Origin of the sequence: Pseudomonas sp. WS 5021 (assembly GCF_012985535.1) — a bacterium.
Lineage (GTDB): Bacteria > Pseudomonadota > Gammaproteobacteria > Pseudomonadales > Pseudomonadaceae > Aquipseudomonas.
In genome coordinates, this window is sequence record NZ_JAAQWP010000007.1 from 404,057 (window position 1) to 427,325 (window position 23,269).

Annotated in this window: 22 protein-coding genes; 14 read left to right on the top strand and 8 right to left on the bottom strand. The window is 62.4% G+C overall.

What is annotated here, in order from left to right:
* Nucleotides 1-290: 290 nt before the first annotated feature.
* From HBO19_RS22845 to HBO19_RS22855, 3 genes are read right to left on the bottom strand one after another with little or no spacing between them, the layout of a single operon-like run.
* Nucleotides 291-1,346: an alkene reductase gene (locus HBO19_RS22845; protein WP_169955528.1), complete on the bottom strand. Its 1,056-nt coding sequence runs from the start codon at nucleotides 1,344-1,346 to the stop codon at nucleotides 291-293.
* Between the two features lie 26 nt (nucleotides 1,347-1,372).
* Complete coding sequence (locus HBO19_RS22850) at nucleotides 1,373-2,539, bottom strand: MFS transporter (RefSeq protein ID WP_169955529.1); 1,167 nt, start codon at nucleotides 2,537-2,539, stop codon at nucleotides 1,373-1,375.
* Between the two features lie 11 nt (nucleotides 2,540-2,550).
* Nucleotides 2,551-2,865: a helix-turn-helix transcriptional regulator gene (locus HBO19_RS22855; RefSeq protein ID WP_029297039.1), complete on the bottom strand. Its 315-nt coding sequence runs from the start codon at nucleotides 2,863-2,865 to the stop codon at nucleotides 2,551-2,553.
* Between the two features lie 154 nt (nucleotides 2,866-3,019).
* Between HBO19_RS22855 and HBO19_RS22860 the strand changes: the two genes are divergently transcribed.
* Nucleotides 3,020-3,604 (top strand): ACP phosphodiesterase, encoded by a 585-nt coding sequence (locus HBO19_RS22860; RefSeq protein WP_169955530.1) that lies wholly within the window; start codon nucleotides 3,020-3,022, stop codon nucleotides 3,602-3,604.
* An 89-nt stretch (nucleotides 3,605-3,693) separates the two neighbouring features.
* Here HBO19_RS22860 and HBO19_RS22865 read toward each other — a convergent pair whose 3' ends face one another.
* Nucleotides 3,694-4,485 carry a lysophospholipid acyltransferase family protein gene (locus HBO19_RS22865; RefSeq protein WP_170042891.1) on the bottom strand — a complete coding sequence of 264 codons (792 nt, stop codon included), beginning with the start codon at nucleotides 4,483-4,485 and terminating at the stop codon, nucleotides 3,694-3,696.
* Nucleotides 4,485-5,240, bottom strand: coding sequence for an L-ornithine N(alpha)-acyltransferase (gene olsB, locus HBO19_RS22870; protein WP_057439788.1), 756 nt, complete (start codon nucleotides 5,238-5,240; stop codon nucleotides 4,485-4,487). The genes HBO19_RS22865 and olsB overlap by 1 nt, the downstream gene beginning before the upstream one ends.
* Before the next feature lie 130 nt (nucleotides 5,241-5,370).
* On the opposite strand from olsB, the gene HBO19_RS22875 reads away from it, so the two are divergent.
* The 3 genes from HBO19_RS22875 to HBO19_RS22885 all read left to right on the top strand — a co-directional run bounded on the left by HBO19_RS22875 (nucleotide 5,371) and on the right by HBO19_RS22885 (nucleotide 8,480).
* A complete protein-coding gene (locus HBO19_RS22875; RefSeq protein WP_169955532.1) occupies nucleotides 5,371-6,249 on the top strand; it encodes an acyl-CoA dehydrogenase family protein in 879 nt (292 codons plus the stop codon).
* 840 nt (nucleotides 6,250-7,089) lie between these two features.
* Nucleotides 7,090-8,172 carry a serine hydrolase gene (locus HBO19_RS22880; RefSeq protein ID WP_170058360.1) on the top strand — a complete coding sequence of 361 codons (1,083 nt, stop codon included), beginning with the start codon at nucleotides 7,090-7,092 and terminating at the stop codon, nucleotides 8,170-8,172.
* A complete protein-coding gene (locus HBO19_RS22885; protein WP_169955534.1) occupies nucleotides 8,169-8,480 on the top strand; it encodes an amidase in 312 nt (103 codons plus the stop codon). Before HBO19_RS22880 ends, HBO19_RS22885 begins: the two co-directional genes overlap by 4 nt.
* 167 nt (nucleotides 8,481-8,647) lie before the next feature.
* Here HBO19_RS22885 and HBO19_RS22890 read toward each other — a convergent pair whose 3' ends face one another.
* Entirely contained in the window at nucleotides 8,648-9,097 is a 450-nt protein-coding gene (locus tag HBO19_RS22890) for a hypothetical protein (RefSeq protein ID WP_169955535.1), read from the bottom strand.
* A 444-nt stretch (nucleotides 9,098-9,541) separates the two neighbouring features.
* Between HBO19_RS22890 and HBO19_RS22895 the strand changes: the two genes are divergently transcribed.
* The 6 genes from HBO19_RS22895 to HBO19_RS22920 all read left to right on the top strand — a co-directional run bounded on the left by HBO19_RS22895 (nucleotide 9,542) and on the right by HBO19_RS22920 (nucleotide 16,198).
* Entirely contained in the window at nucleotides 9,542-10,717 is a 1,176-nt protein-coding gene (locus tag HBO19_RS22895) for a M20 aminoacylase family protein (protein ID WP_170058361.1), read from the top strand.
* A 58-nt stretch (nucleotides 10,718-10,775) separates the two neighbouring features.
* Entirely contained in the window at nucleotides 10,776-12,086 is a 1,311-nt protein-coding gene (locus HBO19_RS22900; RefSeq protein WP_170058362.1) for a citrate-proton symporter, read from the top strand.
* Nucleotides 12,083-13,519 (top strand): amidase, encoded by a 1,437-nt coding sequence (locus HBO19_RS22905; protein WP_170058363.1) that lies wholly within the window; start codon nucleotides 12,083-12,085, stop codon nucleotides 13,517-13,519. The genes HBO19_RS22900 and HBO19_RS22905 overlap by 4 nt, the downstream gene beginning before the upstream one ends.
* Before the next feature lie 55 nt (nucleotides 13,520-13,574).
* Nucleotides 13,575-14,345, top strand: coding sequence for an IclR family transcriptional regulator (locus tag HBO19_RS22910; protein ID WP_169955539.1), 771 nt, complete (start codon nucleotides 13,575-13,577; stop codon nucleotides 14,343-14,345).
* Nucleotides 14,346-14,448: 103 nt separating this feature from the next.
* Entirely contained in the window at nucleotides 14,449-15,039 is a 591-nt protein-coding gene (locus HBO19_RS22915; RefSeq protein WP_169956797.1) for a YceI family protein, read from the top strand.
* Between the two features lies 1 nt (nucleotide 15,040).
* The gene (locus HBO19_RS22920) at nucleotides 15,041-16,198 is read left to right on the top strand and encodes a phosphatidylserine/phosphatidylglycerophosphate/cardiolipin synthase family protein (protein WP_169956795.1); all 1,158 of its coding nucleotides are present in this window, start codon (nucleotides 15,041-15,043) and stop codon (nucleotides 16,196-16,198) included.
* 128 nt (nucleotides 16,199-16,326) lie between these two features.
* Here the strand turns inward: HBO19_RS22920 and bglX are convergent, their stop codons facing one another.
* Nucleotides 16,327-18,618, bottom strand: a complete 2,292-nt coding sequence (bglX, locus tag HBO19_RS22925; protein ID WP_170058364.1) for a beta-glucosidase BglX — start codon at nucleotides 18,616-18,618, stop codon at nucleotides 16,327-16,329.
* 257 nt (nucleotides 18,619-18,875) lie between these two features.
* On the opposite strand from bglX, the gene HBO19_RS22930 reads away from it, so the two are divergent.
* The 4 genes from HBO19_RS22930 (at nucleotide 18,876) to HBO19_RS22945 (ending at nucleotide 22,217) form a co-directional block, all read left to right on the top strand.
* On the top strand, nucleotides 18,876-19,484 hold the full coding sequence (locus HBO19_RS22930; protein ID WP_029297013.1) for a LemA family protein: 609 nt from the start codon (nucleotides 18,876-18,878) through the stop codon (nucleotides 19,482-19,484).
* Nucleotides 19,484-20,209, top strand: a complete 726-nt coding sequence (locus HBO19_RS22935; RefSeq protein WP_169956791.1) for a YgcG family protein — start codon at nucleotides 19,484-19,486, stop codon at nucleotides 20,207-20,209. Before HBO19_RS22930 ends, HBO19_RS22935 begins: the two co-directional genes overlap by 1 nt.
* Before the next feature lie 28 nt (nucleotides 20,210-20,237).
* Nucleotides 20,238-20,855, top strand: a complete 618-nt coding sequence (locus HBO19_RS22940) for a TPM domain-containing protein (RefSeq protein ID WP_169956789.1) — start codon at nucleotides 20,238-20,240, stop codon at nucleotides 20,853-20,855.
* Nucleotides 20,856-20,999: 144 nt separating this feature from the next.
* Nucleotides 21,000-22,217 (top strand): SAM-dependent methyltransferase, encoded by a 1,218-nt coding sequence (locus HBO19_RS22945; protein WP_170042884.1) that lies wholly within the window; start codon nucleotides 21,000-21,002, stop codon nucleotides 22,215-22,217.
* Between the two features lie 105 nt (nucleotides 22,218-22,322).
* Here HBO19_RS22945 and HBO19_RS22950 read toward each other — a convergent pair whose 3' ends face one another.
* On the bottom strand, nucleotides 22,323-23,222 hold the full coding sequence (locus HBO19_RS22950; protein ID WP_170058365.1) for a DMT family transporter: 900 nt from the start codon (nucleotides 23,220-23,222) through the stop codon (nucleotides 22,323-22,325).
* Nucleotides 23,223-23,269 lie beyond the last annotated feature (47 nt).

Here is a 23,269-nt window from a genome sequence, read left to right on the forward strand (position 1 = left end):
ATAGTAAAGCCCAAGGACGGTCAATCGTCCTTCCGGCTTATTTGTGGGGTGACTTTATATACGCGCTGGCGCCAGGTTGAAAGGTAGCCGGCTAAGTATTTTGTAGCGATATTGTTGCATTGCTGTGAAGGAATGTTACCGAACCTGTGGGAGCGAACTATCGCTAGGTGATGTGCTGGCTGGCCCACCGCTATCGCGGGCAAGCCCGCTCCTACATTGGGCAGCGGTGTTTTGAAGATCCAATAAAAAGCCCCGGCTCTTGTGAGCCGGGGCTTTTGCGTTGTTGCGGGTCAGAGCGCCAGGGTCGGGTAGTCGATATAGCCGACCGGGCCTGGGGTGTAGAAGGTTTGCGCAATGGCTTCGTTCAGCGGTGTATCGGCTTTGAGGCGCGCCGGCAGGTCCGGGTTGGCGATAAACGGAACGCCGAAGGCTACCGCATCGGCCTTGCCCGCTGCCAGCCAGGCATTGGCGCTGTCCTTGGTGAAGCGCTCGTTGGCGATAAACGGGCCACCGAACGCAGCTTTCAAGTGCGGGCCCAGGCTGTCGTCGGCGTCTTTCTCGCGGGCGCTGATAAAGGCGATGCCACGCTTGCCCAATTCACGGGCGACGTAGGTAAAGGTTTCTGCCAGGTTGGCATCGCCCATGTCATGGAGGTCGGCCCGTGGCGACAAATGCATGCCCACACGGCCAGCGCCCCAGACTTCGATCACTGCATCGGTCACTTCCAGCAACAGCCGTGCGCGGTTCTCCACAGAGCCGCCATACTCGTCGGTGCGCTGGTTGGTGCTGCTTTGCAGGAACTGGTCGAGCAGGTAGCCATTGGCCCCATGCACTTGCACCCCGTCAAAGCCGGCGGCCTTGGCGTTCTCGGCGCCCACGCGGTAGGCATCGACGATATCGGCGATTTCTGCGGTTTCCAGGGCGCGTGGGGTCGGATAGTCGGCCAGCGGGCGCACCAGGCTGACGTGGCCGGCAGGTTGGATGGCGCTCGGTGCTACCGGGGTCTCGCCGTTCAGGTACGACGGGTGGGAGATCCGCCCCACATGCCACAGTTGCAGGAAGATCTTGCCGCCGGCGCCGTGCACGGCCTTGGTGATGTTGGTCCAGCCGCGCACCTGGTCGTTGGACCAGATGCCCGGGGTGTCCGGGTAGCCCACGCCCATCGGCGTCACCGAGGTGGCCTCGCTGAGGATCAGCCCGGCAGAGGCCCGCTGCACATAGTATTCAGCCATCAGCGCATTCGGCACGCGGCCGGCATCGGCACGGCAGCGGGTCAGCGGCGCCATGATGATGCGGTTCGACAGCTGCACATCACCCAGTTGGATTGGATCGAAAATAGTCGTCATCGCAAACACTCGTCTGTTCTAAGTGGTTAATTAGTGGCGGGGGCCAGGTCGGCATCGCCGCTCTGGCGGAACGTGATCAGCGTGACCAGCAGCGCCAGGATCGCCAGGGCCGCAGCCGCCAACGGCACGCTGGTCAGGCCGAAACCATGGGCAATCACACTGCCGCCAACCCAGGCGCCCAGGGCGTTGCCGATGTTGAAAGCGCCGATGTTGAGGGTCGACACCAGGTTGGGTGCGGCCTTGCCGAAGGTCACCACGTTGATCTGCAATGCCGGCACGGCGGCAAACGACGCGGTGGCCCAGAGGAACAAGGTGATTTCGGTGGGGATGATGGCGACGCTGGTCCAGGTCAGTGCGGTGGACACCACGGCCATGCTGATGAACACGCCGATCAGGGTGGCCGCCAGGCGCTTGTCCGCCAGCTTGCCACCGATGATGTTGCCCACGGTCAGGCCCAGGCCGATCAGCAGCAGGGTCCAGGTCACACCTTTGGGCGAGATGCCGGTGACATCGCCGAGCAGCGGCGCGACGTAGGTGAAGAGGGTGAACATCGACGCGGCAAACAGCGCGGTCATGCTCAGCGACAACCAGATCCCGGCACCCTTGAGGGCCGCCAGTTCGGCGCGCATATCGAGTTTCTCTTCATCACGCTTGGCCGGCAGGAAGCGGATCAGGCCGATCAGCGCAATCACACCAATCACCGTCACCGCCCAGAAGGTCGAGCGCCAGCCGGCTTCCTGGCCCAGCGCGGTGCCCAGGGGCACGCCGAGCACATTGGCCAGGGTCAGGCCGGTAAACATCAGGGCCACCGCCGAAGCGCGCTTGTTGGCCGGCACCAGGTTGGCGGCCACCACCGAGCCGATGCCGAAGAAGGCACCGTGGCACAGCGCGGTCACCACACGGGCAAACATCAGCACGTTGTAGTCACTGGCCAGGGCGCAGAGCAGGTTGCCGATGATGAAAATGCCCATCAGCGCTACCAGGGCAGCCTTGCGCGGCAGCTTGGCGGTGGCCAGTGCCATGAAAGGTGCACCGATGGCCACGCCCAGGGCATAGCCGGTCACCAGCCAGCCGGCGCCTGGAATCGACACACCGAGGTCGGCCGCCACATCGGGCAACAGGCCCATGATGACGAATTCGGTGGTACCGATGGCGAAGGCGCTTAAGGCCAGTATGAGTAGCGAGAGAGGCATTGTGGGGTCCTTTACAGCGGTGGGCTGAGTTCTTCGGTGATGGCTTGGATAAACGCTTGGATCACGTCTTCATTGCGGCGGAAAAAGTGCCACTGCCCGGCTTTCTGGCTGCTGATCAAGCCCGCCCGTTGCAGGGTGGCCAGGTGCGCCGAGACGGTAGACTGCGACAGGCCGCAGCGTTGATCGATCTGGCCGGCGCAGATGCCGTACTCGTGGTTGTGCACTTGTTCGGGGAACTGCACTTTCGGGTCTTTCAGCCAGTTGAGAATGTCTCGCCGTACTGGGTGTGCCAGGGCTTTTATTATTTCGTCGAGGTCAATGGACATGGCAGGGCTCGGTGTGGGTAAAACGTTATATCGCGATGAGGCGAACTTTAAATCGCTATATCCCGATATACCAATACGATTTTGATCTTGTTACCAGATAAATCGGTATATCGGGTTATAACGATACGTTGGCGGCAGTGCTAAACTGCGCGCCATGAATTATCTCGCACATCTACACCTCGGCGGCCAACTTCCTGCACAACTGCTGGGCAGCCTCTATGGCGATTTCGTCAAAGGCCGCCTGCAGGGCCAGTACCACCCGCAAATCGAGGCGGCGATCCAGCTGCATCGCTCCATTGACCGTTTCACCGACAGCCACCCGTTGGTCGGGCAGGCGTTGTCACGGTTCACCCTGACCCGGCGCCGCTATGCGGGGATCGTCCTCGACGTGTTCTTCGACCATTGCCTGGCGCGCGATTGGGCACAGTATGCCGACCAGCCGCTGGAACGCTTTACCTCCCAGGTGTACCGGGTGCTGGCGGCCGAACCGCAGCTGCCAGGGCGCCTGGCGCAGATTGCACCGTATATGGCGGCCGATGACTGGCTGGGTTCCTACCGCGAGTTCGCGGTAATGGAGCACGTGCTGCGGGGGATTGCCCGGCGCCTGAGCCAACCTCAGGAACTGGACCGGGCGATGCAGGAACTGCGGGTGCTGTATGAGCCGTTGAGCGAGGATTTCCGGGTGTTCTATCCCCAGTTGCAGGCCTATGCAGATAGTCAAATATCCACGCCGATCTAATGTGGGAGCTGGCTTGCCTGCGATGGCGGTGCATCAGTCGCCACTGCTATCGCAGGCAAGCCAGCTCCTACATTTTTTGCGTGTTTGCCTCAGGCCGCGTACGCCGGCCGAACCGGCACTTGCTCGCTTTGCGGCACCGCTCCAAACAACGCCTTCTGCACCGCCTGCTGCGCCTGGTACGCCAGCGCCGCACGCTCCTGCCCGGCGCAGGCAATGGGTTTGAGCAGATGAATCTCAACGTCGCCCTGATCGTTGCCAAACAGACGCATCAGGTGCGAGAGCAAATCATCGTCACCAATAAACGGCGCGAGCGGATCAATCTGCCCATCGCGCAGATAACGGATCGCCACCGGTTGCAGCGCCACATCGGCATCAATCGCACTGGCCAGCAGCCGGCCATGAAAGGTGCGCAGGCTGCGGCCATCAGTGGTGGTGCCCTCGGGGAACATCAGCAGCGGGTGTTTTTGCTCGAGATGCCGGGTCATCTGCTTGCGGATCAATTGGCTGTCCCCCGAGCCCCGGCGGATAAACAGGCTGCCGGCCTTGGCGGCCAACCAACCCGCCACTGGCCAGGTGCGCACTTCGGCCTTGGACAGGAACGACAGCGGCGCCACCATCCCCAGCAGCGGGATATCGGTCCAGGACACATGGTTGCTGACCCACAGCATGGGCTGTTGCGGTAACTCACCGTGCACGCTCACGCGAAAGGGCAGGGCATTGCTCAGACGCGCCATGAAAAACCGCGACCAGCGCTGGCGCCGCACCATGGAATTGGCCACGCCCAAGCGTTCGAACAGGCCAAACACCCCGGCCATGCTCAAGCCCAGCGCCACCACCAACAGCACGCGGGCGATCCGCCCGTAAACCCGCAGGCGGCCCATCACATGGCCGCCTTGAAGTGACGGGCATAACGCGGGCACAACTCGTCGCGCTTGAGCAGGATGAACACGTCGGCCACCTGGAAATCCTCGTCCCAGCACGGCTCGCCGCAGATCTTCGCGCCCAGGCGCATGTAGGCCTTGAGCAGCGGCGGCATTTCGGCGATGACGTTGGATGGCAAATCCAGGCTTGGCAGGGGCTTTTTCGGCTCGGCGCGCAGGTGTTCGTTGCACAAGTAGCGTTCGCGCAGGCGCTGCATGATTGCGTGGGCCTGGATGCCACCGTCATGCATCGGGATGCTCGCGCAGCCCATCAGGTAGCTGTAGCCGCCCTGGTTGAGGACTTCGGCCAACTCGCCCCACAGCACCGCGATAGTGCCGCCGTTGCGGTAGGCCGGGTCGACACAGGTACGGCCGATTTCCAGGATCGGCCCCTGCAAATGCAACAGGCCGTGGAGGCTGAATTCTTCTTCGCTGTAGAACCGGCCCAGGGTGCTGGCCGCCTGGTGATCCAGCAGCCGGGTGGTGGCAACCAGTCGCCCGGTGTTCAAGTCCCGTACGCCAATGTGGCTGCAGTGAACATCATAGTCATCCATGTCCAGGCCCAGTTCTGCGCCTTTGAGCTTGGCATTGAACTCGCCGCTGAAAACGCTGAAACGCAAGGCCTGGGCTTCCTGCAAAGCCTGGGCGCCGATCAGGCGTTCGGCTTGCAGACGGCGTTCATTGCCGGTGTCACTGATGCGGGCGATCTGAGTCATGGCGAGTCTCCAGGTGCCGGCCAGGGTTGCGGCCAGTCGACTTTGTTGTGCAAAGTCAGGCTATGTACCCCCGGTGTCATCTCCATGAATCTACGGTGACGCTTAGATGACAGCCCCCAAGGAGCCCTCCATGCCCTGGCACGCTTTGCTCGATCGACCCGACCGACTGCCCGTCCACGCCAACCTGGCCGAGGGCTACAGCGTTTTATTGCAACGCCTGGGGCAGGTGGCGCCCTTTGAGTTGGCGACCCAGGGCGCGCGGCTGATGGCCACGCCCGGCCTGGCGTTCCTGGTGGGCTATCAAGCGGCGTTGCGCGCGTTATGGCCCAGCGCGCCCCACAGCCTGGGCGCCTTGTGTGCGACCGAACAGCGCAGCCTGCGCCCGCTGGACATGCAAACGCGCCTGGACGACCTGCGCCTGAGCGGGCGCAAAGACTTCGTCACCGCCGGCGATGCGGCCGACTGGCTGTTGATCGCCGCCCGTTGCGAGGCCGCCGATGAAAAGCCACGCCTGACCCTGGCCGTGGTGCTGGCCGGCGAGCCCGGCGTACGCGTAGAACCCTTGCCCGCGATCGCCTTGATGCCCGACATCAGCCACGGCCGCGTCCACCTCGACCACGCCGCCTGCGAGCGCTTGCCGGGGGATGGTTGGGACGATTACGTCAAACCCTTCCGCACCCTGGAGGACAGCTATGTACTGAGCGCGATGACCGCCTGGCTACATGGCATCGGCCAGGAGTGCGACTGGCCCCAGGCCCTGCGCCTGCAGTTATTGGCGCTGCTGGCCGGCTGCGCCGAGGTCATTCGCCAGCCCAGCGCATCGGCGGCGGGGCATGTGTTGTTGGGAGGATTGTTTGCGCAGTTCGAAGCGCTAAAGCCGCAGGTCAATCAAGCGATGGCTCAAGGGGCGTGGGCCGCCATGTGGCAGCGCGACCAAGCCGTGCTGGACCTCGCCGCCAGCGCCCGGGCCAAACGCCTGGAAAAAGCCCTGAACCCAGCACCCCGCTGACTGTGGGATGAGTGTGTGTGGGAGCGGGCTTGCCCGCGATAGCAGTGGGTCAGGCAATACAGGCGGTGACTGATATACCGCCATCGGGGTATAGGTATCTACACAACTCTTTAGTGATTCTTAGGTTTGTGTACATATCCATTGCTGCGGTCATGGCCACTTGGGGTTCCGCCCTGACGGCCTGCGTGGTTTAACGGGGCGCCTAAGATCAAAAGCAAAGCGAGGCGGCCTGACAGCCGACCTGATCATCGAAGCGTGCGCGGACTCTGTAGGAGCTGGCTTGCCTGCGATGACGGTGCATCAGCCAATACATTTATCGACTGATACACCGCCATCGCAGGCAAGCCAGCTCCTACAGGGGAAGGCAGCTTCGCGCTCTGGCTTTGCTGTTGCTCTGCTTTTGATCTGGCTTTTGATCTTAAGCGCCCCGTTAAACCACGCTGGCCGCAGGCAGGTATTGCGCAGTGGGCACCCCGGCATGGATGCCGGGGTAGCCGCGACACGGCCATGGATGGCCGATCGCGGCGGGCCCACGGAGCAATGCCTGACTGCGGGCATGCCGAGCCTAGGCGAGGCACCGAGTGGTGGGGCAAGAGCGTTTTGCTTACTTTTGCGCTCTACAAAAGTGAGCCGCCGTAAGGGCGGAACCAATAGCCGCCGTAACCGCAAAAACGGATATGTTCACCACCCCAAGAACCACGAAAGAGTTGTGTAGATACCTATGGCCATCGCGGGCAAGCCCGCCCCCACAGGAGCTATATAGTGGCTCCCAGGCCTGTCGCCAAACCGTCATTTATCTGCATTAGGCTCGCGGGCCTGAATGCCCCCGAGTGCTAGTCCATGGTCAAAGGCCTGTTGTGCGTCGCCTTGCTGCTGTTCACCGCTACCGCACATGCCCAGGCCTGGCCGGTGCGGGAGTGGTCCCTGGGCCCACAGTTGGCCGGTCCCGCCGTCAAGGCGCTGGAGGACTATGCGTTCCCGGCCCGCAATGACATCACCCGCGAAGGCATCCGCACCGACGCACTGTTGGTGATCCGCGACGGCGAAGTCATTTATGAACGCTACGCCGCACCCACTAGCGCAAGCACGCCGCACCTGACCTGGTCCATCAGCAAGAGCCTGCTGGCCACGGTGCTTGGCGTTGCCTACGGCGAAAACCGCTTCAAGCTCAGCGACCCGGTCGCGCGCTTTTATCCACCGATGAAACAGCACCCGAACATCACCCTGGCGCACCTGCTGAACTGGACCTCGGGCCTGGACTGGCAGGAAGACTACGAATACGCGCCGCTGAAATCCTCGGTGGTGGCCATGCTCTACACCCGTGGCCGTGCCGACATGGCAGAGTTTGCCGCCGACACCCACGCCTTCAGCGCTGCGGGCCAGGCGTTTCGCTACTCCAGCGGCGACAGCAATCTGGCGTCCGCCGCCCTCAAGGGCATGCTCGGCCACAAGGCTTATGTCGATTACCCGTGGACCGCGCTGTTCACGCCCCTGGGCATTCGCAGCGCCACCTGGGAAAGCGACGCCAATGAAACCTTTGTTGCCTCGTCCTATGCCTATATGACCGCCCGCGACCTGGCACGAATTGGCTTGTTGATGGCGCGGGACGGGCGCTGGGGCGAGCGGCAGTTGCTACCCAAGGCCTGGGTCGACTTCAATCGCCAACCCCTGGCGCAGTACATCGCGGGTCAGGACGAAGCGGTGCCCGGCGGCCACTGGTGGCTCAACCGTCAAGTGCAGGGCGCAGCCCGACCCTGGCCGGATGCGCCCGACGATACCTTCGCGGCCCTGGGTCACTGGGGCCAGGCGTTGTATGTGTTGCCCGAGGCAAGGCTGGTGATCGTGCGCTATGGCGATGACCGCGACGGCAGCTACCGCCACAACGAACTGCTCAAGCGCGTGCTCGCGGCGGTGCAACCATGATCCGGCGCCGTCCGTTTATCAGCCTGTTTCTCCTGCTGTTGCTCGCCTTGCTGGGGTGGGCCTGGCATGAGCGCGTCAACCTGCAAGCGTTCCCCGACATCATCGCGGCGTATACGGCCAAGGAGTATTGCTCGTGTCGGTATGTGGCGGGCAATCCTGCTGACTATTGCCTGGGGTATGTGAAGCAGTACGTGCCGACCAGTGCGTTGGTCGACACGCCGGAACGCAGTGAAGTGACGGCGAGTGGGTTGGGGCGCACGCATACGGCGCGGTGGATAGGGGAACGGCAGGGGTGTCGATTGTTGTGATGTTTAGCTCACCACTGCGCAAGGTAAAGAACTGCAGGCTCGGCGCTGACCAACAGCCAAGGGAAGCAGATTGGCGGACAGGATCGTAAATCGATGATGTGATTGTCCGATAGAAGGTTCTCAATATCGGTCATAAACCCGCACTTCCAAATATGTGATGTGGTGATTTACCTGACAGGCATGAGCAACTTGGTTTGTGAGTTTGAAAAGCCGCAGTAAGTGTCTATTACCGTAAACTTTCCGTGATAGTCACTTGCACGGATGGGGATTTTGTAAGTGTAGGTGTATTTGGTGGAAGAGATTAGTGTGAACTCTGGATGAAGCACTGGGGCAGGGGTTTCCATTTCCACACTAGGTACTTTTGATTTAGAAAGGTCAAAAGTGGCGGTGCCGCCTGCGGGTAAGGGATTTGGAAACGCAATATCGATGCTGATGGGTTTTTTGGTACCTACCATCTTATCGCTGCCATCGGGGTTTTTTAGCGGGGTGTCGCTGATACCTTTGGCGACCTGGATGTTGTCGTAACATTTCGGGTCTAGTGCTGCATTGGCGTTTGTGATTGCAGTCAAAACTACGAAGCAAGCCAATAGGCATTTTTCTGTGCTGAAGTTTTTCATGATGATTTTTCCTAGGTGTGGGTTGTGATGTTGTGGCTCGAAGGTAGTTTTATTTTTTTGTGCGTATTTTGAATACTGTGAAAAGTGACAGTTTTTTATATTGTTTTTTTGTTTTCTCTTGCGCCTTTAGAGTTTTTTGCTTGAGAGATTTGGATAACTTTCCTCCACGTGCCCATCGCTCCTGGTTGTTTGGTGCCCAGAACTCATGGTGTAGATGTTGCTACGTGAATAAACTGACTCTTTATCACTCTGATAGGCGATTCCGCAGTGAGGGATAAGCCTGTTGGGGGCACTTCGTACTTCAGTTCAAGCAAGCGTGCTCACCTATTGCCACAAGGTTCCACAGGGTGGAACCACCTTTGATTGTCCTCGCCCGCCCATCGCGGTTATCTGTGGCGGTGCCACAAAAAAGAACGGGAATACCCGCCTGCGAGGAGAGTCACCATGCGCCCACACCAGCACATCCTGGATTGGCTGAGCGATGTCGCCAGCGACCTGTACGCCGTACGCCAGGACATCCACGCCCACCCTGAACTTGGGTTCGAAGAAAACCGCACCTCGGCCCTGGTCGCCCAATCCCTGAAGAACTGGGGGTTTGAAGTACATACCGGCATCGGCCACACCGGCGTGGTGGGCGTGCTGCGCAATGGCAGCAGCCCGCGTACCCTGGGGATTCGCGCCGACATGGACGCCTTGCCGATTATTGAAAACACCGGCGTCGCCTACAGCAGCCAGCACGCCGGCTGCATGCATGCCTGCGGTCACGACGGTCACACCGCCATGCTGCTGGGCGCCGCGCGTTACCTGGCGGCGACGCGCCGGTTCGACGGCACCCTCAACCTGATTTTCCAGCCGGCCGAAGAAGGCCAGGGCGGCGCTGAAGCGATGCTCGCCGATGGCTTGCTGGAGCGCTTTCCCTGTGACGCCCTGTTCGGCATGCACAACATGCCCGGCTTGCCCGCCGGCCACCTGGGCCTGCGGACCGGGCCGATGATGGCTTCCCAGGACCTGCTCACCGTGACCCTCGAAGGCGTCGGCGGCCACGGTTCCATGCCGCACCTGACCGTGGACCCGCTGGTGGCCGCCGCCAGTACGGTGATGGCCTTGCAGACGGTGGTCGCGCGCAACATCAATGCCCAGGAAGCGGCGGTAGTCACGGTCGGCGCCCTGCAAGCAGGGCAGGCCGCCAACGTGATTCCCCAGCAGGCGATCCTGCGCCTGAGCCTGCGCGCCCTCAATGCGCCGGTGCGCGAGCAGATGCTGGAGCGGGTCAAGGCGATCATCCAGACCCAGGCCGCCAGCTTTGGCTGCACCGCGCAGATCCAACACCGCCCGGCCTATCCGGTGCTGGTCAACCATGCCGATGAAACCGAGTTCGCCCGCCAGGTCGGCGTTGCCTTGCTCGGTGAAGCGGCGGTTGACGCCAACACGCCCAAGCTGATGGGCAGCGAAGACTTCGCCTGGATGCTCCAACGCTGCCCCGGCAGCTACCTGTTTATCGGCAACGGCGTGTCGCGGCCGATGGTCCACAACCCCGCCTATGACTTCAACGACGAGATCCTGCTGACCGGTGCCGCCTACTGGGGCGCCCTGGCCGAGAGCTGGCTCAAGCCGGCCTGACCACCTGCCTTTTTCCTGCCGCTGGACCTTTCCTCAACAGGTTGAATGGAGTGTTCTCATGCAGACTTCAATAAAAGGCGTGTCCCGCACCCGGCAAGTGGTAGCGGCGGTGGTCGGCAACGCGCTGGAGTGGTACGACTTCATCGTCTACGGCTTTCTGGCCAGCATCATCGCCCGGCAGTTTTTCCCCTCGGGCGATGAATACGCGTCGCTGCTGATGGCCCTGGCCACCTTCGGCGTGGGCTTTTTCATGCGCCCGGTGGGCGGCATCCTGCTCGGTATGTATGCCGACCGCAAAGGCCGCAAGGCCGCCATGCAGTTGATTATCCGCTTGATGACCGTGTCTATCGCGCTGATCGTGTTTGCGCCCAACTACGCTGCCATCGGCATGGGCGCGCCGCTGTTGATCGTGGTGGCGCGAATGCTCCAGGGCTTTGCCACCGGCGGCGAGTATGCCAGCGCCACGGCGTTCCTGGTGGAAAGCGCACCGGCCCATCGCAAGGGCCTGTACGGCTCCTGGCAATTGGTCGGGCAGTGTTTGGCAGTGTTTGGTGGCGCGGCGATGGTGGCGTTGGTCACCCATTTCTTTTCCCCAGAGACCCTCGACCTGTGGGGCTGGCGCCTGCCGTTTGTGTTCGGCCTGCTGATCGGCCCGGTGGGCTTGTGGATTCGCCGGCACATGGAAGACCCCGAGGAATTTATCGAAGCACGTAAACAGGCCACCGGCCCGGCGCCAAGCCTGATGACAGTGCTGCGTGAGCATCGGCGCAGCATTCTGGTGAGCATGGGCCTGGCCTGTGGTGCGACGGTGTCGTTCTACGTGGTGCTGGTGAATATGCCGACCTTCGCCCACAAGAACCTCGGCCTGCCTCTGGACCAGGTGTTGATGGTGCAGATGTTCGCCGTGGCGCTGATGACCGTGGTCATCCCTTTGTCGGGCCTGCTCTCTGACCGATTGGGCCGGCGGCCGGTGCTGATGGCCTTCACCCTGGCGTTTTTCGTGATGGTCTACCCGCTGTATGTATGGGTCGCGGCGGCGCCGTCCATCGAGCGCTTGCTGGTGATGCAGGTGATGCTGTGCATCGCCATCGGCGGCTTCTTCGGCCCGGCGCCGACGGCCCTGGCCGAGCAGTTTCCCATCGAGGTGCGCTCCACCGGCGTGTCGGTGGCCTACAACGTGGCGGTGATGTTGTTCGGCGGTTTTGCCCCGCTGATTGTGACGTGGCTGAGCAAGGTGTTGGAGACACCGGTAGCTCCGGCGTTTTATGTGCTGTTCGCTTGCGTCCTGACGCTGCTGGGCACTTACTGCATGCATGAGGCGCCAAGGGCTGCAGCGCCGGCGCGGTTTGCCAAGGGGGTGAAACCTTGAACATCGTTGAACTGGATGCGCTGGAGCTGTCCCAGGCGATCCATGCCCGGCAGGTGTCCTGCCACGAAGTGATGCAGGCCTATCTGGCGCAGATCGCGCGCTTCAATCCATTGGTCAATGCCCTGGTGTCGCTGCGCGACGAAGCCGATGTGCTGGCCGAAGCCCGCGCCTGTGATCTTGAGCTCAAGCAGGGCCGTTCCCGCGGCTGGATGCACGGCATGCCCCAGGCCATCAAGGACCTGGCGGCGACCCAGGGCCTGCGCACCACCCTGGGTTCGCCACTGTTCGCCGAACAGATTCCCACTGAAGACGCGATCGCCGTGGCACGGGTGCGGGCCAGCGGCGCGATTATCATCGGCAAGAGCAACGTGCCGGAGTTCGGCCTCGGCTCGCAGACTTACAACCGGGTGTTCGGCACCACCGGCAATGCCTACGACCCGACCCTGGTCGCGGGCGGCAGCAGCGGCGGGGCGGCGGTGGCCCTGGCGCTGCGCATGCTGCCGGTGGCCGATGGCAGCGACATGATGGGCTCGCTGCGCAACCCGGCGGCGTTCAACAACGTATTCGGCCTGCGCCCGTCCCAGGGCCGCGTGCCCCATGGCCCGGCGCCGGAGGTGTTTGTCCAGCAATTGGCCACCGAAGGCCCGATGGGGCGCAGTGTGGCGGACGTGGCGCGGCTGTTGGGCACCCAGGCCGGTTATGACCCGCGGGTGCCGTTGTCGCTCAAGGACGACCCCAGCGTATTCGGCGCGCCGTTGGCCCGTGATTTCAAGGGCGCGCGTCTGGGTTGGCTGGGTGACTACAACGGCTATCTGCCGATGGACGACGGCGTAATGGCGCTGTGTGAATCGGCCCTCGGCGACTTCAGCGCGTTGGGTTGCGAGGTGGAAAGCTGCCAGCCGGATTTCTCCATGGAGCGCCTGTGGCAAACCTGGCTGGTCCATCGCCATTGGCTGGTGCAGGGCACGCTGGGGGCGGCGTATGCCGATCCGCAAAAACGTGCGTTGCTCAAGCCTGAAGCGCAGTGGGAAGTCGAGGGCGGCCTGGGCCTGAGGGCGGCGGATGTGTATCAGGCGTCGCTGGCGCGCAGTGACTGGTACCGCGCCCTGGCCAGGTTGTTCGAACGTTACGATTTCCTGCTGCTGCCCACGGCACAAGTGTTCCCTTTCGATGCACAACAGCCCTGGCCACGCGTCGTCGGGGGGCAGGCCATGGACACTTATCACCGCTGGATGGAGGTGGTGATCGGCCCCACATTGGCCGGCCTGCCGAGCATGAGTGTGCCGGTGGGCTTCAACCCGCAAGGCTTGCCCATGGGCCTGCAAATCATCGGCCCGGCCCAGGCGGATCGCGCGGTGCTGCAACTGGCGTATGCCCACGAACAACTGACGCACTGGGTGCAGCGTCGCCCTCCGGAATGCTTGAGCGGGTGACGGCCTGTATCTTGCTGTGAAATTCGCTCAACCATCAGCAACCGGGAGGTCAGCCATGGGCAGCAACGTCGACACAGGGACTGTGCGCTCCGTGGAGCGGGCACTGGCCATCATCGAGTTGCTCGGTGAACACCAGGCCCTGGGGCTTGAGGAACTGCATTACCTGACACGCCTGCCCAAGGCCACGGTCTCGCGCATGCTGCTGACCCTACAAGAACAGGGCTGGATCTATCGCGGCCTGAGCGACCGGCGTTACCGCCTCAGCGCCCAGCGCTTGTTCGGCGATACCCAGCAACGCTTCAAGCGGCGCCTGGTGGAGTGCGCGGCGCCCTGGCTGCTGGAACTCAGCGAACGCACCGGGCTGGTGGCGGACTTGTCGAACTTTGACGGTGAACGCCTGGAAGTCATGGAAAGCGCGATCCCCACGGTGTTGCGCAAGCTGTACCCGAACAACTGCCAGATCGTTGGCCAGCATGCCAGCCTGTTTCATTCAGCCATGGGCAAGGCATGCCTGGCTGAACTTGCCGCAGAAGAAGTGCAGCGCCTGGCCAGCCGCGAGCATGTGGCGGCCGATGATCAATACCGCGCCTGCGAGCAATCCCAGCACCAGGGGTTTGGCCAGCGTACCGAAGGGTACTGGGAATACCCGGTGCGCCTGCCGTTCCTGATCCGCGCGGTGGCGCTGCCGGTGCGGGCCAATGGCCGATTGGTAGGGAGCATGGCGTTGCACTGGCCGATGCACCAGGCGCCGGTGGAGCGGGTGCTGAGTTTGCATCTGGCGAGCCTTGAGGCCACCGTGCAAGGCGTGCAGCAGGCACTGGCCTAAGGTGGAAGCCCGCTCCCACAGTTAAATTGCCGGGACCGTTACATTGCGTGCAGCAGGCCGGCCAGTTAATGTTCGAGCAGGTTTTTCTGCGCGCGAGTGTTTAATGTTCAACACATCCATCCTCAAACCCCTGGCCCTCTTGCTGCTGGCCGCTGCCGCCATGCCCGCGCAGGCTGCGTGGTACCTGGATAACGAATCCTCACGGCTGTCGTTCGTCACCACCAAAAACACCGATATCTCCGAAGTCCAGCGCTTCTTGGTGCTGCATGGCAAGGTCGAAGAGAACGGCGCGGCGCAGTTGCAGGTTGAACTGGAGTCGGTCAACAGCGGCATCCCGCTGCGCGATGAGCGCATGCGCAACGACCTGTTCCAGATCAAGACCTACCCCGATGCGCTGATCAACGCGCAAATCAATCTGCAGCCGATCAACGACCTGGCTACCGGCGCACAACTGGAGTTGCGCCTGCCGCTGTCGGTCACCCTGCATGGCAAGACCCAGACCTACAACGCCGAACTGCTGGCAACGCGCCTGGATGACCGGCGGTTCCAGGTGGTGACCCTGGAACCACTGGTGCTGCACGCCAAGGATTTTGACTTGCTCACCGGTGTCGAGACTCTGCGCAAGGCCGCTGGCCTGGACGCGATTAGCCTGTCGGTGCCGGTGGGTGCGGTGCTGATTTTCACGGCGCGCTGACATGAGCGGCGCGGTGTTCCCCTGGCGCAGCGCCAACCGCTTCGAATTGCTGATCGACGGCCCGAATTTTTTCCCGCAGATGCTCGTGGCGATCGCCCGTGCCGAGCGCCAGGTAGAGCTTGAGCTGTATCTGGTGGAGGCGGGCGCCTGCGCCGAAGAGATGGTCAAGGCCCTGGTGCAGGCGGCCGAGCGCGGGGTGCAGGTGCGTTGCCTGTTCGATGACTACGGCAGCCTGGCATTTACCCTCAGCCTGCGGCGCCGCTTGCTCGAGGCCGGGGTGCAGTTGCGCTTTTACAATCGCCTGCGCTGGCGCCGCTGGATGCGCAACCTCTACCGCGACCACCGCAAGCTGTTGTTGGTCGACCAGAGCATCGCCGTGGTGGGCGGCACTGGGGTCACCGATGAGTTCTGGACCCCTGGGCAGGACACCTGTGAGTGGCACGAGGTCATGGTGCAAATCAGCGGCCCGCTGGTGCAGGACTGGCAAGCCCTGTTCGACCGCCAATGGCGGGTCAACGACCACCGTCGCGCCTGGAAGCCGGCGACGCATTTTGGCTTGCCGCGCCTGCCCAAAGTGCCGGCGACCGGCCCCGGCCTGGGGCGGGTGGCGTATGCCGACGCCGGCCAACACCGGGACATTTTGCAATCGCTGATCCGCGCCTTGAACAGCGGCCAGCGCCGTATCTGGCTAGCCACGCCGTACTTCCTGCCCACCTGGGGCGTACGCCGGGCCCTGCGCCGGGCGGCCGGGCGCGGTGTGGACGTGCGCCTGCTGCTCACCGGGCCGCGCACCGACCATCCTTCGGTGCGCTACGCCGGCCACCGCTACTACCCACGCCTGCTCAAGTCGGGGGTGAAGATCTTTGAATACCAGCCGTGTTTCCTGCACCTGAAGATGGTGCTGGTGGACGATTGGGTGAGCGTCGGCTCGTGCAATTTCGATCACTGGAACCTGCGCTTCAACCTGGAGGCCAACCTGGAAGCGCTGGACCCTGAGTTGACGCTGGCGGTGGCGGGCAGTTTCGAGCGTGATTTCGCCCAGAGCCAGGCGGTCAGCCTGGAGGCGTGGAAGGCCCGACCGTTATGGCGGCGGGTCAAGCAGCGGGTGTGGGGGTGGATCGACCGGTTGGTGGTCAATCTGCTGGATCGAAGAGGGTAGGGAACACACCGCAATCAACTGTAGGAGCTGGCTTGCCTGCGATGGCAGCACCTCGGTGTAACTGATAGACCGAGGTGCCTGCATCGCAGGCAAGCGAGCTCCTACATTGACCGTGTTTACAGCTTCAATCAGAGCAGTTCAAAGCTCTGCTGCTGCACATCCTGGGAGTCCAGCCCGATCTGCACATTGAACTGGCCAGGTTCGGCGGCGAACTTGAGCTGGGTGTTGTAGAACTTCAAGTCATCCTCGGTAATGCTGAAGTGCACCACCTTCGATTCACCGGCCTTGAGCAGGATCTTCTGGAAGTTCTTCAGTTCCTTGATCGGGCGGATCATCGAGCCGGCCACGTCCTGGATGTACAGCTGCACCACGGTCTCGCCGTCGAGCTTGCCGGTGTTTTTCAGGGTGACGCTGGCGTCGAGCTTGCCGGTCTTGTTCAAGGTGGTGGACGACAGCGCCATGTCCGACAGGCTGAAACGGGTGTAGCTCAGGCCATAACCGAACGGATACAGGGGAGCTGTGGTGTCGTCGAAGTACTGCGAGGTGTAGTTGCCCGGTTTGCCCGGGGTGAACGGCCGGCCAATGGTCAGGTGGTTGTAGTAGGTCGGAATCTGCCCCACGGAGCGTGGGAAAGTGATCGGCAGCTTGCCCGACGGGTTGTAGTCACCGAACAGCACATCGGCAATCGCGTTGCCGCCTTCGGTGCCGGCGAACCAGGTTTCCAGGATCGCGTCGGCTTGCTGGTGCTCTTCGAGGATCGACAGTGGCCGGCCGTTCATCAACACCAGCACCAGCGGCTTGCCCGTGGCTTTCAGGGCCTTGATCAGGTCGCGCTGGCTTTGCGGGATGTTCAGGTCGGTACGGCTCGAGGATTCGTGGGACATGCCACGGGACTCGCCCACGGCGGCCACCACCACATCGGCGCTTTTCGCGGCCTTGACCGCTTCGTCGATCAGCACCTGGGCCGAGCGCGGGTCATCCACCACTTCCGGGGCATCGAAGTTGAGGAAGTTCAGGTAGTCCACCACCGCCTTGTCACTGGTGATGTTGGCGCCACGGGCGTAGATCACCTGGCCCTTTTCGCCGATCACCGCGTTCATGCCGTCCAGCAGGGTCACCGATTGCGCGGGCTTACCGGCGGCGGCCCAACTGCCCATCATGTCGATGGGGGCCTTGGCCAGCGGGCCGACCAGGGCGATGGTCGCGGATTTCTTCAGCGGCAGGGTGTCGTTGTGGTTTTTCAGCAACACCAGGCTGCGCCGCGCGATGTCGCGGGCTTCGCTGCGGTGCAGGCGGCTTTCGGCATAGGTGTCGGCCGGATCATCCTCGGCCTTGCCGATACGCAGGTATGGGTCGGCAAACAGGCCCATGTCGTACTTGGCACCGAGCACTTCACGCACCGCGTTGTCGATGTCGCTTTGTTCGATCTCGCCGGATTTCAGCAGCCCTGGCAGTTCCTTGCCGTAGAGCTGGTCGTTCATGCTCATGTCGATGCCCGCCTTGATTGCCAGCTTGGCCGCTTCGCGACCGTCCTTGGCCACGCCGTGCTTGATCAGCTCGAAGATCGCACCGTGGTCGCTCACCGTCAGGCCCTTGAAGCCCCACTCCTTGCGCAACAGGTCGTTCATCAGCCAGGTGTTGGCGGTAGCAGGCACGCCGTTGATCGAGTTCAACGCCACCATCACCCCGCCGGCGCCGGCCTTGATTGCCGCGTGGTAGGGCGGCAGGTAGTCCTGGTACATCTTGACCGGGCTCATGTCGACCACGTTGTAGTCGCGCCCGCCTTCCACCGCGCCGTACAGGGCGAAGTGCTTGACGCTGGCCATGATGCTGTCGGCCTGGGCCGGGCTCGGGCCCTGGAAGGCCTTGACCATCACTTCACTGATGCGCGACACCAGGTAGGTGTCTTCGCCAAACCCTTCGGAGGTCCGACCCCAGCGCGCGTCGCGGGAAACATCGACCATCGGCGCGAAGGTGATGTCGAGGCTGTCGGCGGCGGCTTCCTTGGCGGCAATGCGCCCGGAGCGGCTGATGGCGTCCATGTCCCAGCTCGAGGCCAGGGCCAGGCTGATCGGGAAAATAGTGCGGTGGCCGTGGATCACGTCATAGGCGAAGAACATCGGGATCTTCAAGCGGCTGCGCATCGCCGCGTCCTGCATCGGACGGTTTTCCGGGCGGGTGATGGAGTTGAACGTGCCACCAATGCGCCCTGCGGCGATTTCCTTGCGGATCATCTCGCGGGGCATTTCCGGGCCGATGCTGATCAGGCGCAACTGGCCGATCTTTTCATCCAGGGTCATCTGTCCGAGCAGGTCGCTGACGAACGCGTCCTTGTCCTTAAGCGCAGCGGGCTTGGTCTCGGCAACGACGGAGTGACTGGCCAGAGTGGCAACAAGGCCCAGCAAACACAGCTTTTTCATGAATATCCTTTTTCGGCGAACTGCGCAGTGTTCAGGTAAAAAACACGGCTCGGCCAAAATGTGGGGAGCGACTATTGTTGTTCGGGTGTTGTGTGGATAAATACCGCACACTTCTCAGCTCTTTATGAACTATCCATAAAGAAGGGCATCTTTTAGCTGATTGGCTCGCTGTAATCCAGTAGTGGCGGATTATGCCCCAAGCGCGTGATGTATAGGGTCAGTCGTCAAATTCCATAAGGTTGGTCAGGAGACACACCATGCAAGCAGCACAGACTATTCGATGGGGCTGGAAAGCCGCGGCCCTGCTACTGATCAGCAGCGTGCTGAGCGGTTGCGGCATCAACAAAATCCCGACCCTGGACGAACAGGTCAAGGCGGCCTGGGCCCAGGTGCAGAACCAGTATCAACGGCGTGCCGACCTGATCCCCAACCTGGTGGAAGTGGTCAAGGGCTATGCAGCCCATGAACAGGACACCCTCACCGCGGTGATCGAAGCGCGGGCCAAGGCGACCTCGATCCAGGTCGATGCCAGCACCCTCGACAACCCGGAAAAACTCAAGCAGTTCCAGCAGGCCCAGGAAGGCCTGAGCGGTGCTCTCAGCCGCCTGATGGTGGTGTCCGAGCGCTATCCGGACCTTAAGGCCAACCAGAACTTCCTGGCCCTGCAATCGCAGCTTGAAGGCACCGAAAACCGCATCAGCGTGGCCCGTCGCGACTTTATCGCCGCCGTGCAGGCCTTCAACACCGAGATCCGTACCTTCCCAGGCCGCCTGTGGCACAGCGTGATGTACAGCGATCTGCCGGTGCGCGCCAACTTCGAGGCCACCAGTGCCGATGCCGATAAAGCGCCGCAAGTGAAATTCTGATGACCTGGCGTGCTGGGTGGCTGGCGGCGCTGCTGCTGGCCTTTAGCCTGACTGCCCAGGCGGCGCCGGACTTCCCGGCGCTGACTGGGCGGGTGGTCGACAACGCGCAGATGATCGACCCGCCGGTGCGTGCGCAACTGAGCCAGCAATTGCAGGCGCTGGAGCAAACCAGCGGCGACCAGATCGTGGTCGTCACGGTGCCCGACCTGCAAGGCCTGCCCATTGAAGACTACGGTTATCAACTGGGCCGGCACTGGGGCATCGGCCAGAAGGGCAAGGACAACGGCGCGCTGTTGATCGTGGCCCGGGACGAGCGCCAGTTGCGCATCGAAGTGGGCTACGGCCTGGAGGGCGTGCTCACCGATGCGCAGTCGTGGGTGATCATCAACCAGGTGATTGCGCCCAAGTTCAAGGCGGGCAATTTTACCCAGGGCATCAGCGACGGCGTGGCGGCCATGATCCAGGTGGTCGGCGGCGAGCCGTTGGCGGTGCCCGCCCATGTGGCGGATCCCAACTTTGCCAAGGACAACCCGGTGTTTTCCATCGGCCTGTTCATCTTGTTGCTGGTGGTGTTGTGGCTGTGCAACCGCATGGGCCTGCCAGTGGGCGCCATCCTGCTGGCGATTCTCAGCAGCAGCGGGCGTGGCGGCGGTGGCGGCGGGGGCGGTGGCTTCAGGGGCGGCGGTGGCGGTTTTGGCGGCGGCGGGGCTTCGGGTGGCTGGTAATGACAATAACTAAAGAGCATCTACAACCATGGCTTTACTGACAGAACACGAGCAGCGCCAAGTCGCCGAAGCGATCGCCAGGGTCGAGCAACAGACCGACGCCGAACTGGTGACCGTACTCGCCGCCCGCGCCGACGACTACGCCTACATCCCGCTGCTGTGGGCCAGTGTGGTGGCGTTGGTGGTGCCGGGGATCGTGCATTACCTGTCGGGCTGGTTGACCATGCACACCTTGCTGCTGGCGCAATGGGCGACGTTCATTGTGCTGTGCCTGGTGTTCCGCCTGCCGGCCATCACCACTCGCCTGATCCCGCGCTCGGTGCGGCATTGGCGCGCATCGAACCTGGCGCGCCGGCAGTTCCTGGAGCAGAACCTGCACCACACCCTGGGCAGCACCGGGGTGTTGATTTTTGTCAGTGAGGCCGAGCGCTATGTGGAGATCCTGGTGGACGACGGGATTTCCAAGCGGCTGGATGACAGCAGTTGGGACGCTATCGTCAAGACGTTTACCCAGCAGGTGAAACAGGGGCAGACATTGGCGGGGTTTATCACATGCATTGAGGCCTGCGGCGAACTGCTCAAGGTGCATGTGCCCCAGACCCACACGCGCAATGAACTGCCCAACCGCCTGGTCGTCCTGAAATAACCTGTAGGAGCTGGCTTGTGTGGGAGCTGGCTCCTACACAAGCGGCATTTTCAATCGCACTGACCGTTGGGCAAATAACTCCGTGCCCTGGCGCGCCATCCCCCCTAAAATGCCCGGCATTCCCTGCCCGAGGCGTTTTTGTTCATGTCTGTCACCGCTAAACCTGCCAGCCCCGCGCCGGATCATCATGCCCAGTTCATCGAGTTGCTGCGCGCAAGCCTCGAGCAGAATGCCTTTATCAAGCTGGTGCTGGCCAAGTACGTGGGCGATGAGGTTGAGCTGCAACGCCTGATCATCAAGGCAGTGACGGTCAAGGAGCAGGCGTGCCTGTCCTTTGTCTACCGCTACAAGACCCGCGATATCACCAAGAACTTCGCCCTGGCAGACGGCGTCGCGACGATTGCCGCGCTGTTGCCGGCCTCGTTCAAGAACGCCCACCTGTTGTCGTTGACCGACGAAGCGCAGCTGGAATACAGCAAGAAGAACAAAAGTTCGCTGTTCAAAAGCAAACCCCAGCAGTTGCGTGAAGCGCCATCGGCCGAGCACAACCGTGAGAAAAACCGCTTCCTCGACCTTGGCCGGCCATTTCTCGCCGACCTGGGCGTGACCAACGCCAAGCACGAGCTGATCCCGGCGATGTCGCGCAAGTGGAAACAGATCAACAAGTTCATCGAAGTGTTCAGCCACGCGCTGACCTCATCCCCCTTGCAACTGGACCGGCCGGTACGCGTCGCGGATTTTGGCTCGGGCAAGGGTTACCTGACGTTCGCCATCCACGACTACCTGCGCAACACCCTCAAGGCCGAAGGCCAGGTGACGGGCGTGGAGCTGCGCGAAGACATGGTGACCCTGTGCAACAACGCCGCCGCCCGCCTGGAGCACCCGGGGCTGGTGTTCAAGTGCGGTGACGTGCGCAGCGTGGCGCCCAGCGAGCTGGACGTGATGATCGCCCTGCATGCCTGCGACATCGCCACCGACTACGCGATCCATACCGGCATCCGCTCCGGGGCGTCGATCATCATGTGCTCGCCGTGCTGCCACAAACAGATCCGCTTGCAGATCCAGAGCCCGGCACTGCTCAAGCCGATGCTGCAATACGGCCTGCACCTGGGCCAGCAGGCCGAGATGGTCACCGACAGCTTGCGTGCGTTGTTCCTTGAGGCGTGCGGCTATGAGACCAAGGTGTTTGAGTTCATCTCGTTGGAACACACCAACAAGAACAAGATGATCCTGGCCGTGAAGCGTGCCGAGCAGGTGGACAACGCTCAACTCCTGGAGAAAATCCAGGAGCTCAAGGCGTTCTACAACATCACCGAACACTGCCTGGAAACCCTGCTGCGGGCGGATGGTTACCTGGCCTGAGAATGACGCAAATCAAAATGTGGGAGCTGGCTTGCCTGCGATAGCATCACCTCGCTTTACCTGATACACCGAGGTGCCTGCATCGCAGGCAAGCCAGCTCCCACATCAGATCGTGCTCGCCTTGGAGACCGGTGCAGGCTGCACAGCCGTCTTGCGCCCCAACATCACCGTGACGATCACCCCGCAGGCGAACAGCCAGGTAATCGGCTCGATGTGCTCGCCAAAAAACAGCGCGGAAAAGGCGATGGTGAAAAAAATCTGCAACAGCTGGATCTGGCTGACCCGCGCGATCCCGCCCATGGCCAGCCCGGCATACCAGGCAAAGAACCCCAGGAACTGCGAGAACAGCGAGACGTAGCCAAACGCCCACCAGGTGCGCGCCGAGATTGCGCCTTCATGTTGCAGCGCCAGGTACGTCACCGGCCCGATCAACAGCGGCGTCGACAGCACCAGCGCCCAGCAGATCACCTGCCAGCCGCCCATCTCCTTGGCCAGTCGGCCCCCTTCGGCATACCCCAGGCCGCCCACGGCAATCGCCCCGAGCATCAGCAGGTCGCCAGCCTGGATGCTGCCGGCGCCCGTGATCAACGCATAGCCGAGCACCAACGCGCTGCCCAGTGCCGCGCAGGCCCAGAAAGCTTTTGACGGACGCTCATGGGACAGCCACGCCGCATACAGTGCCACGCACAGCGGTTGCAGGCCGTTGACCAGGGCGCCATGGGAGGCGGGCAGGGTTTGCATGGCCCAGGCCGACAACACCGGGAAGCCGAGGATCACCCCGGCAATCACCAGCGCCAGGCCGCGCACCTGGCGCCAGGTCGGCCAGGTTTCGCGGCGCCAGAGCAACAGCAGGGCCGCCGGCACCGCCGCGAACAAGGCGCGGCCCAGGCCATTGAGCAACGGATGGATTTCCTGCACCACGATGCGGGTGAAGGGCAGGGTCAGGCTGAAGATGATGACGCCGAGCAGGCCGAGGGCCATGCCGGTGTTTTCGCGCGAATTCATGGGAGCAACCGGATTGAATGGGCAGGCAGGTGCTGCCCATCTAGCCA

Excerpts from the sequence above, each read along its gene's own strand:
- HBO19_RS22845 (WP_169955528.1), bottom strand. The coding sequence starts at position 1,346 with ATGACGACTATTTTCGATCCAATCCAACTGGGTGATGTGCAGCTGTCG.
- HBO19_RS22875 (WP_169955532.1), top strand. The coding sequence starts at position 5,371 with ATGCCCTGGCACGCTTTGCTCGATCGACCCGACCGACTGCCCGTCCAC.
- HBO19_RS22930 (WP_029297013.1), top strand. The coding sequence starts at position 18,876 with ATGCAAGCAGCACAGACTATTCGATGGGGCTGGAAAGCCGCGGCCCTG.
- olsB (WP_057439788.1), bottom strand. The coding sequence starts at position 5,240 with ATGACTCAGATCGCCCGCATCAGTGACACCGGCAATGAACGCCGTCTG.
- bglX (WP_170058364.1), bottom strand. The coding sequence starts at position 18,618 with ATGAAAAAGCTGTGTTTGCTGGGCCTTGTTGCCACTCTGGCCAGTCAC.
- HBO19_RS22915 (WP_169956797.1), top strand. The coding sequence starts at position 14,449 with ATGTTCAACACATCCATCCTCAAACCCCTGGCCCTCTTGCTGCTGGCC.
- HBO19_RS22895 (WP_170058361.1), top strand. The coding sequence starts at position 9,542 with ATGCGCCCACACCAGCACATCCTGGATTGGCTGAGCGATGTCGCCAGC.
- HBO19_RS22920 (WP_169956795.1), top strand. The coding sequence starts at position 15,041 with ATGAGCGGCGCGGTGTTCCCCTGGCGCAGCGCCAACCGCTTCGAATTG.
- HBO19_RS22860 (WP_169955530.1), top strand. The coding sequence starts at position 3,020 with ATGAATTATCTCGCACATCTACACCTCGGCGGCCAACTTCCTGCACAA.
- HBO19_RS22940 (WP_169956789.1), top strand. The coding sequence starts at position 20,238 with ATGGCTTTACTGACAGAACACGAGCAGCGCCAAGTCGCCGAAGCGATC.
- HBO19_RS22880 (WP_170058360.1), top strand. The coding sequence starts at position 7,090 with ATGGTCAAAGGCCTGTTGTGCGTCGCCTTGCTGCTGTTCACCGCTACC.
- HBO19_RS22890 (WP_169955535.1), bottom strand. The coding sequence starts at position 9,097 with ATGAAAAACTTCAGCACAGAAAAATGCCTATTGGCTTGCTTCGTAGTT.
- HBO19_RS22935 (WP_169956791.1), top strand. The coding sequence starts at position 19,484 with ATGACCTGGCGTGCTGGGTGGCTGGCGGCGCTGCTGCTGGCCTTTAGC.
- HBO19_RS22910 (WP_169955539.1), top strand. The coding sequence starts at position 13,575 with ATGGGCAGCAACGTCGACACAGGGACTGTGCGCTCCGTGGAGCGGGCA.
- HBO19_RS22945 (WP_170042884.1), top strand. The coding sequence starts at position 21,000 with ATGTCTGTCACCGCTAAACCTGCCAGCCCCGCGCCGGATCATCATGCC.
- HBO19_RS22865 (WP_170042891.1), bottom strand. The coding sequence starts at position 4,485 with ATGGGCCGCCTGCGGGTTTACGGGCGGATCGCCCGCGTGCTGTTGGTG.
- HBO19_RS22885 (WP_169955534.1), top strand. The coding sequence starts at position 8,169 with ATGATCCGGCGCCGTCCGTTTATCAGCCTGTTTCTCCTGCTGTTGCTC.
- HBO19_RS22950 (WP_170058365.1), bottom strand. The coding sequence starts at position 23,222 with ATGAATTCGCGCGAAAACACCGGCATGGCCCTCGGCCTGCTCGGCGTC.
- HBO19_RS22855 (WP_029297039.1), bottom strand. The coding sequence starts at position 2,865 with ATGTCCATTGACCTCGACGAAATAATAAAAGCCCTGGCACACCCAGTA.
- HBO19_RS22900 (WP_170058362.1), top strand. The coding sequence starts at position 10,776 with ATGCAGACTTCAATAAAAGGCGTGTCCCGCACCCGGCAAGTGGTAGCG.
- HBO19_RS22850 (WP_169955529.1), bottom strand. The coding sequence starts at position 2,539 with ATGCCTCTCTCGCTACTCATACTGGCCTTAAGCGCCTTCGCCATCGGT.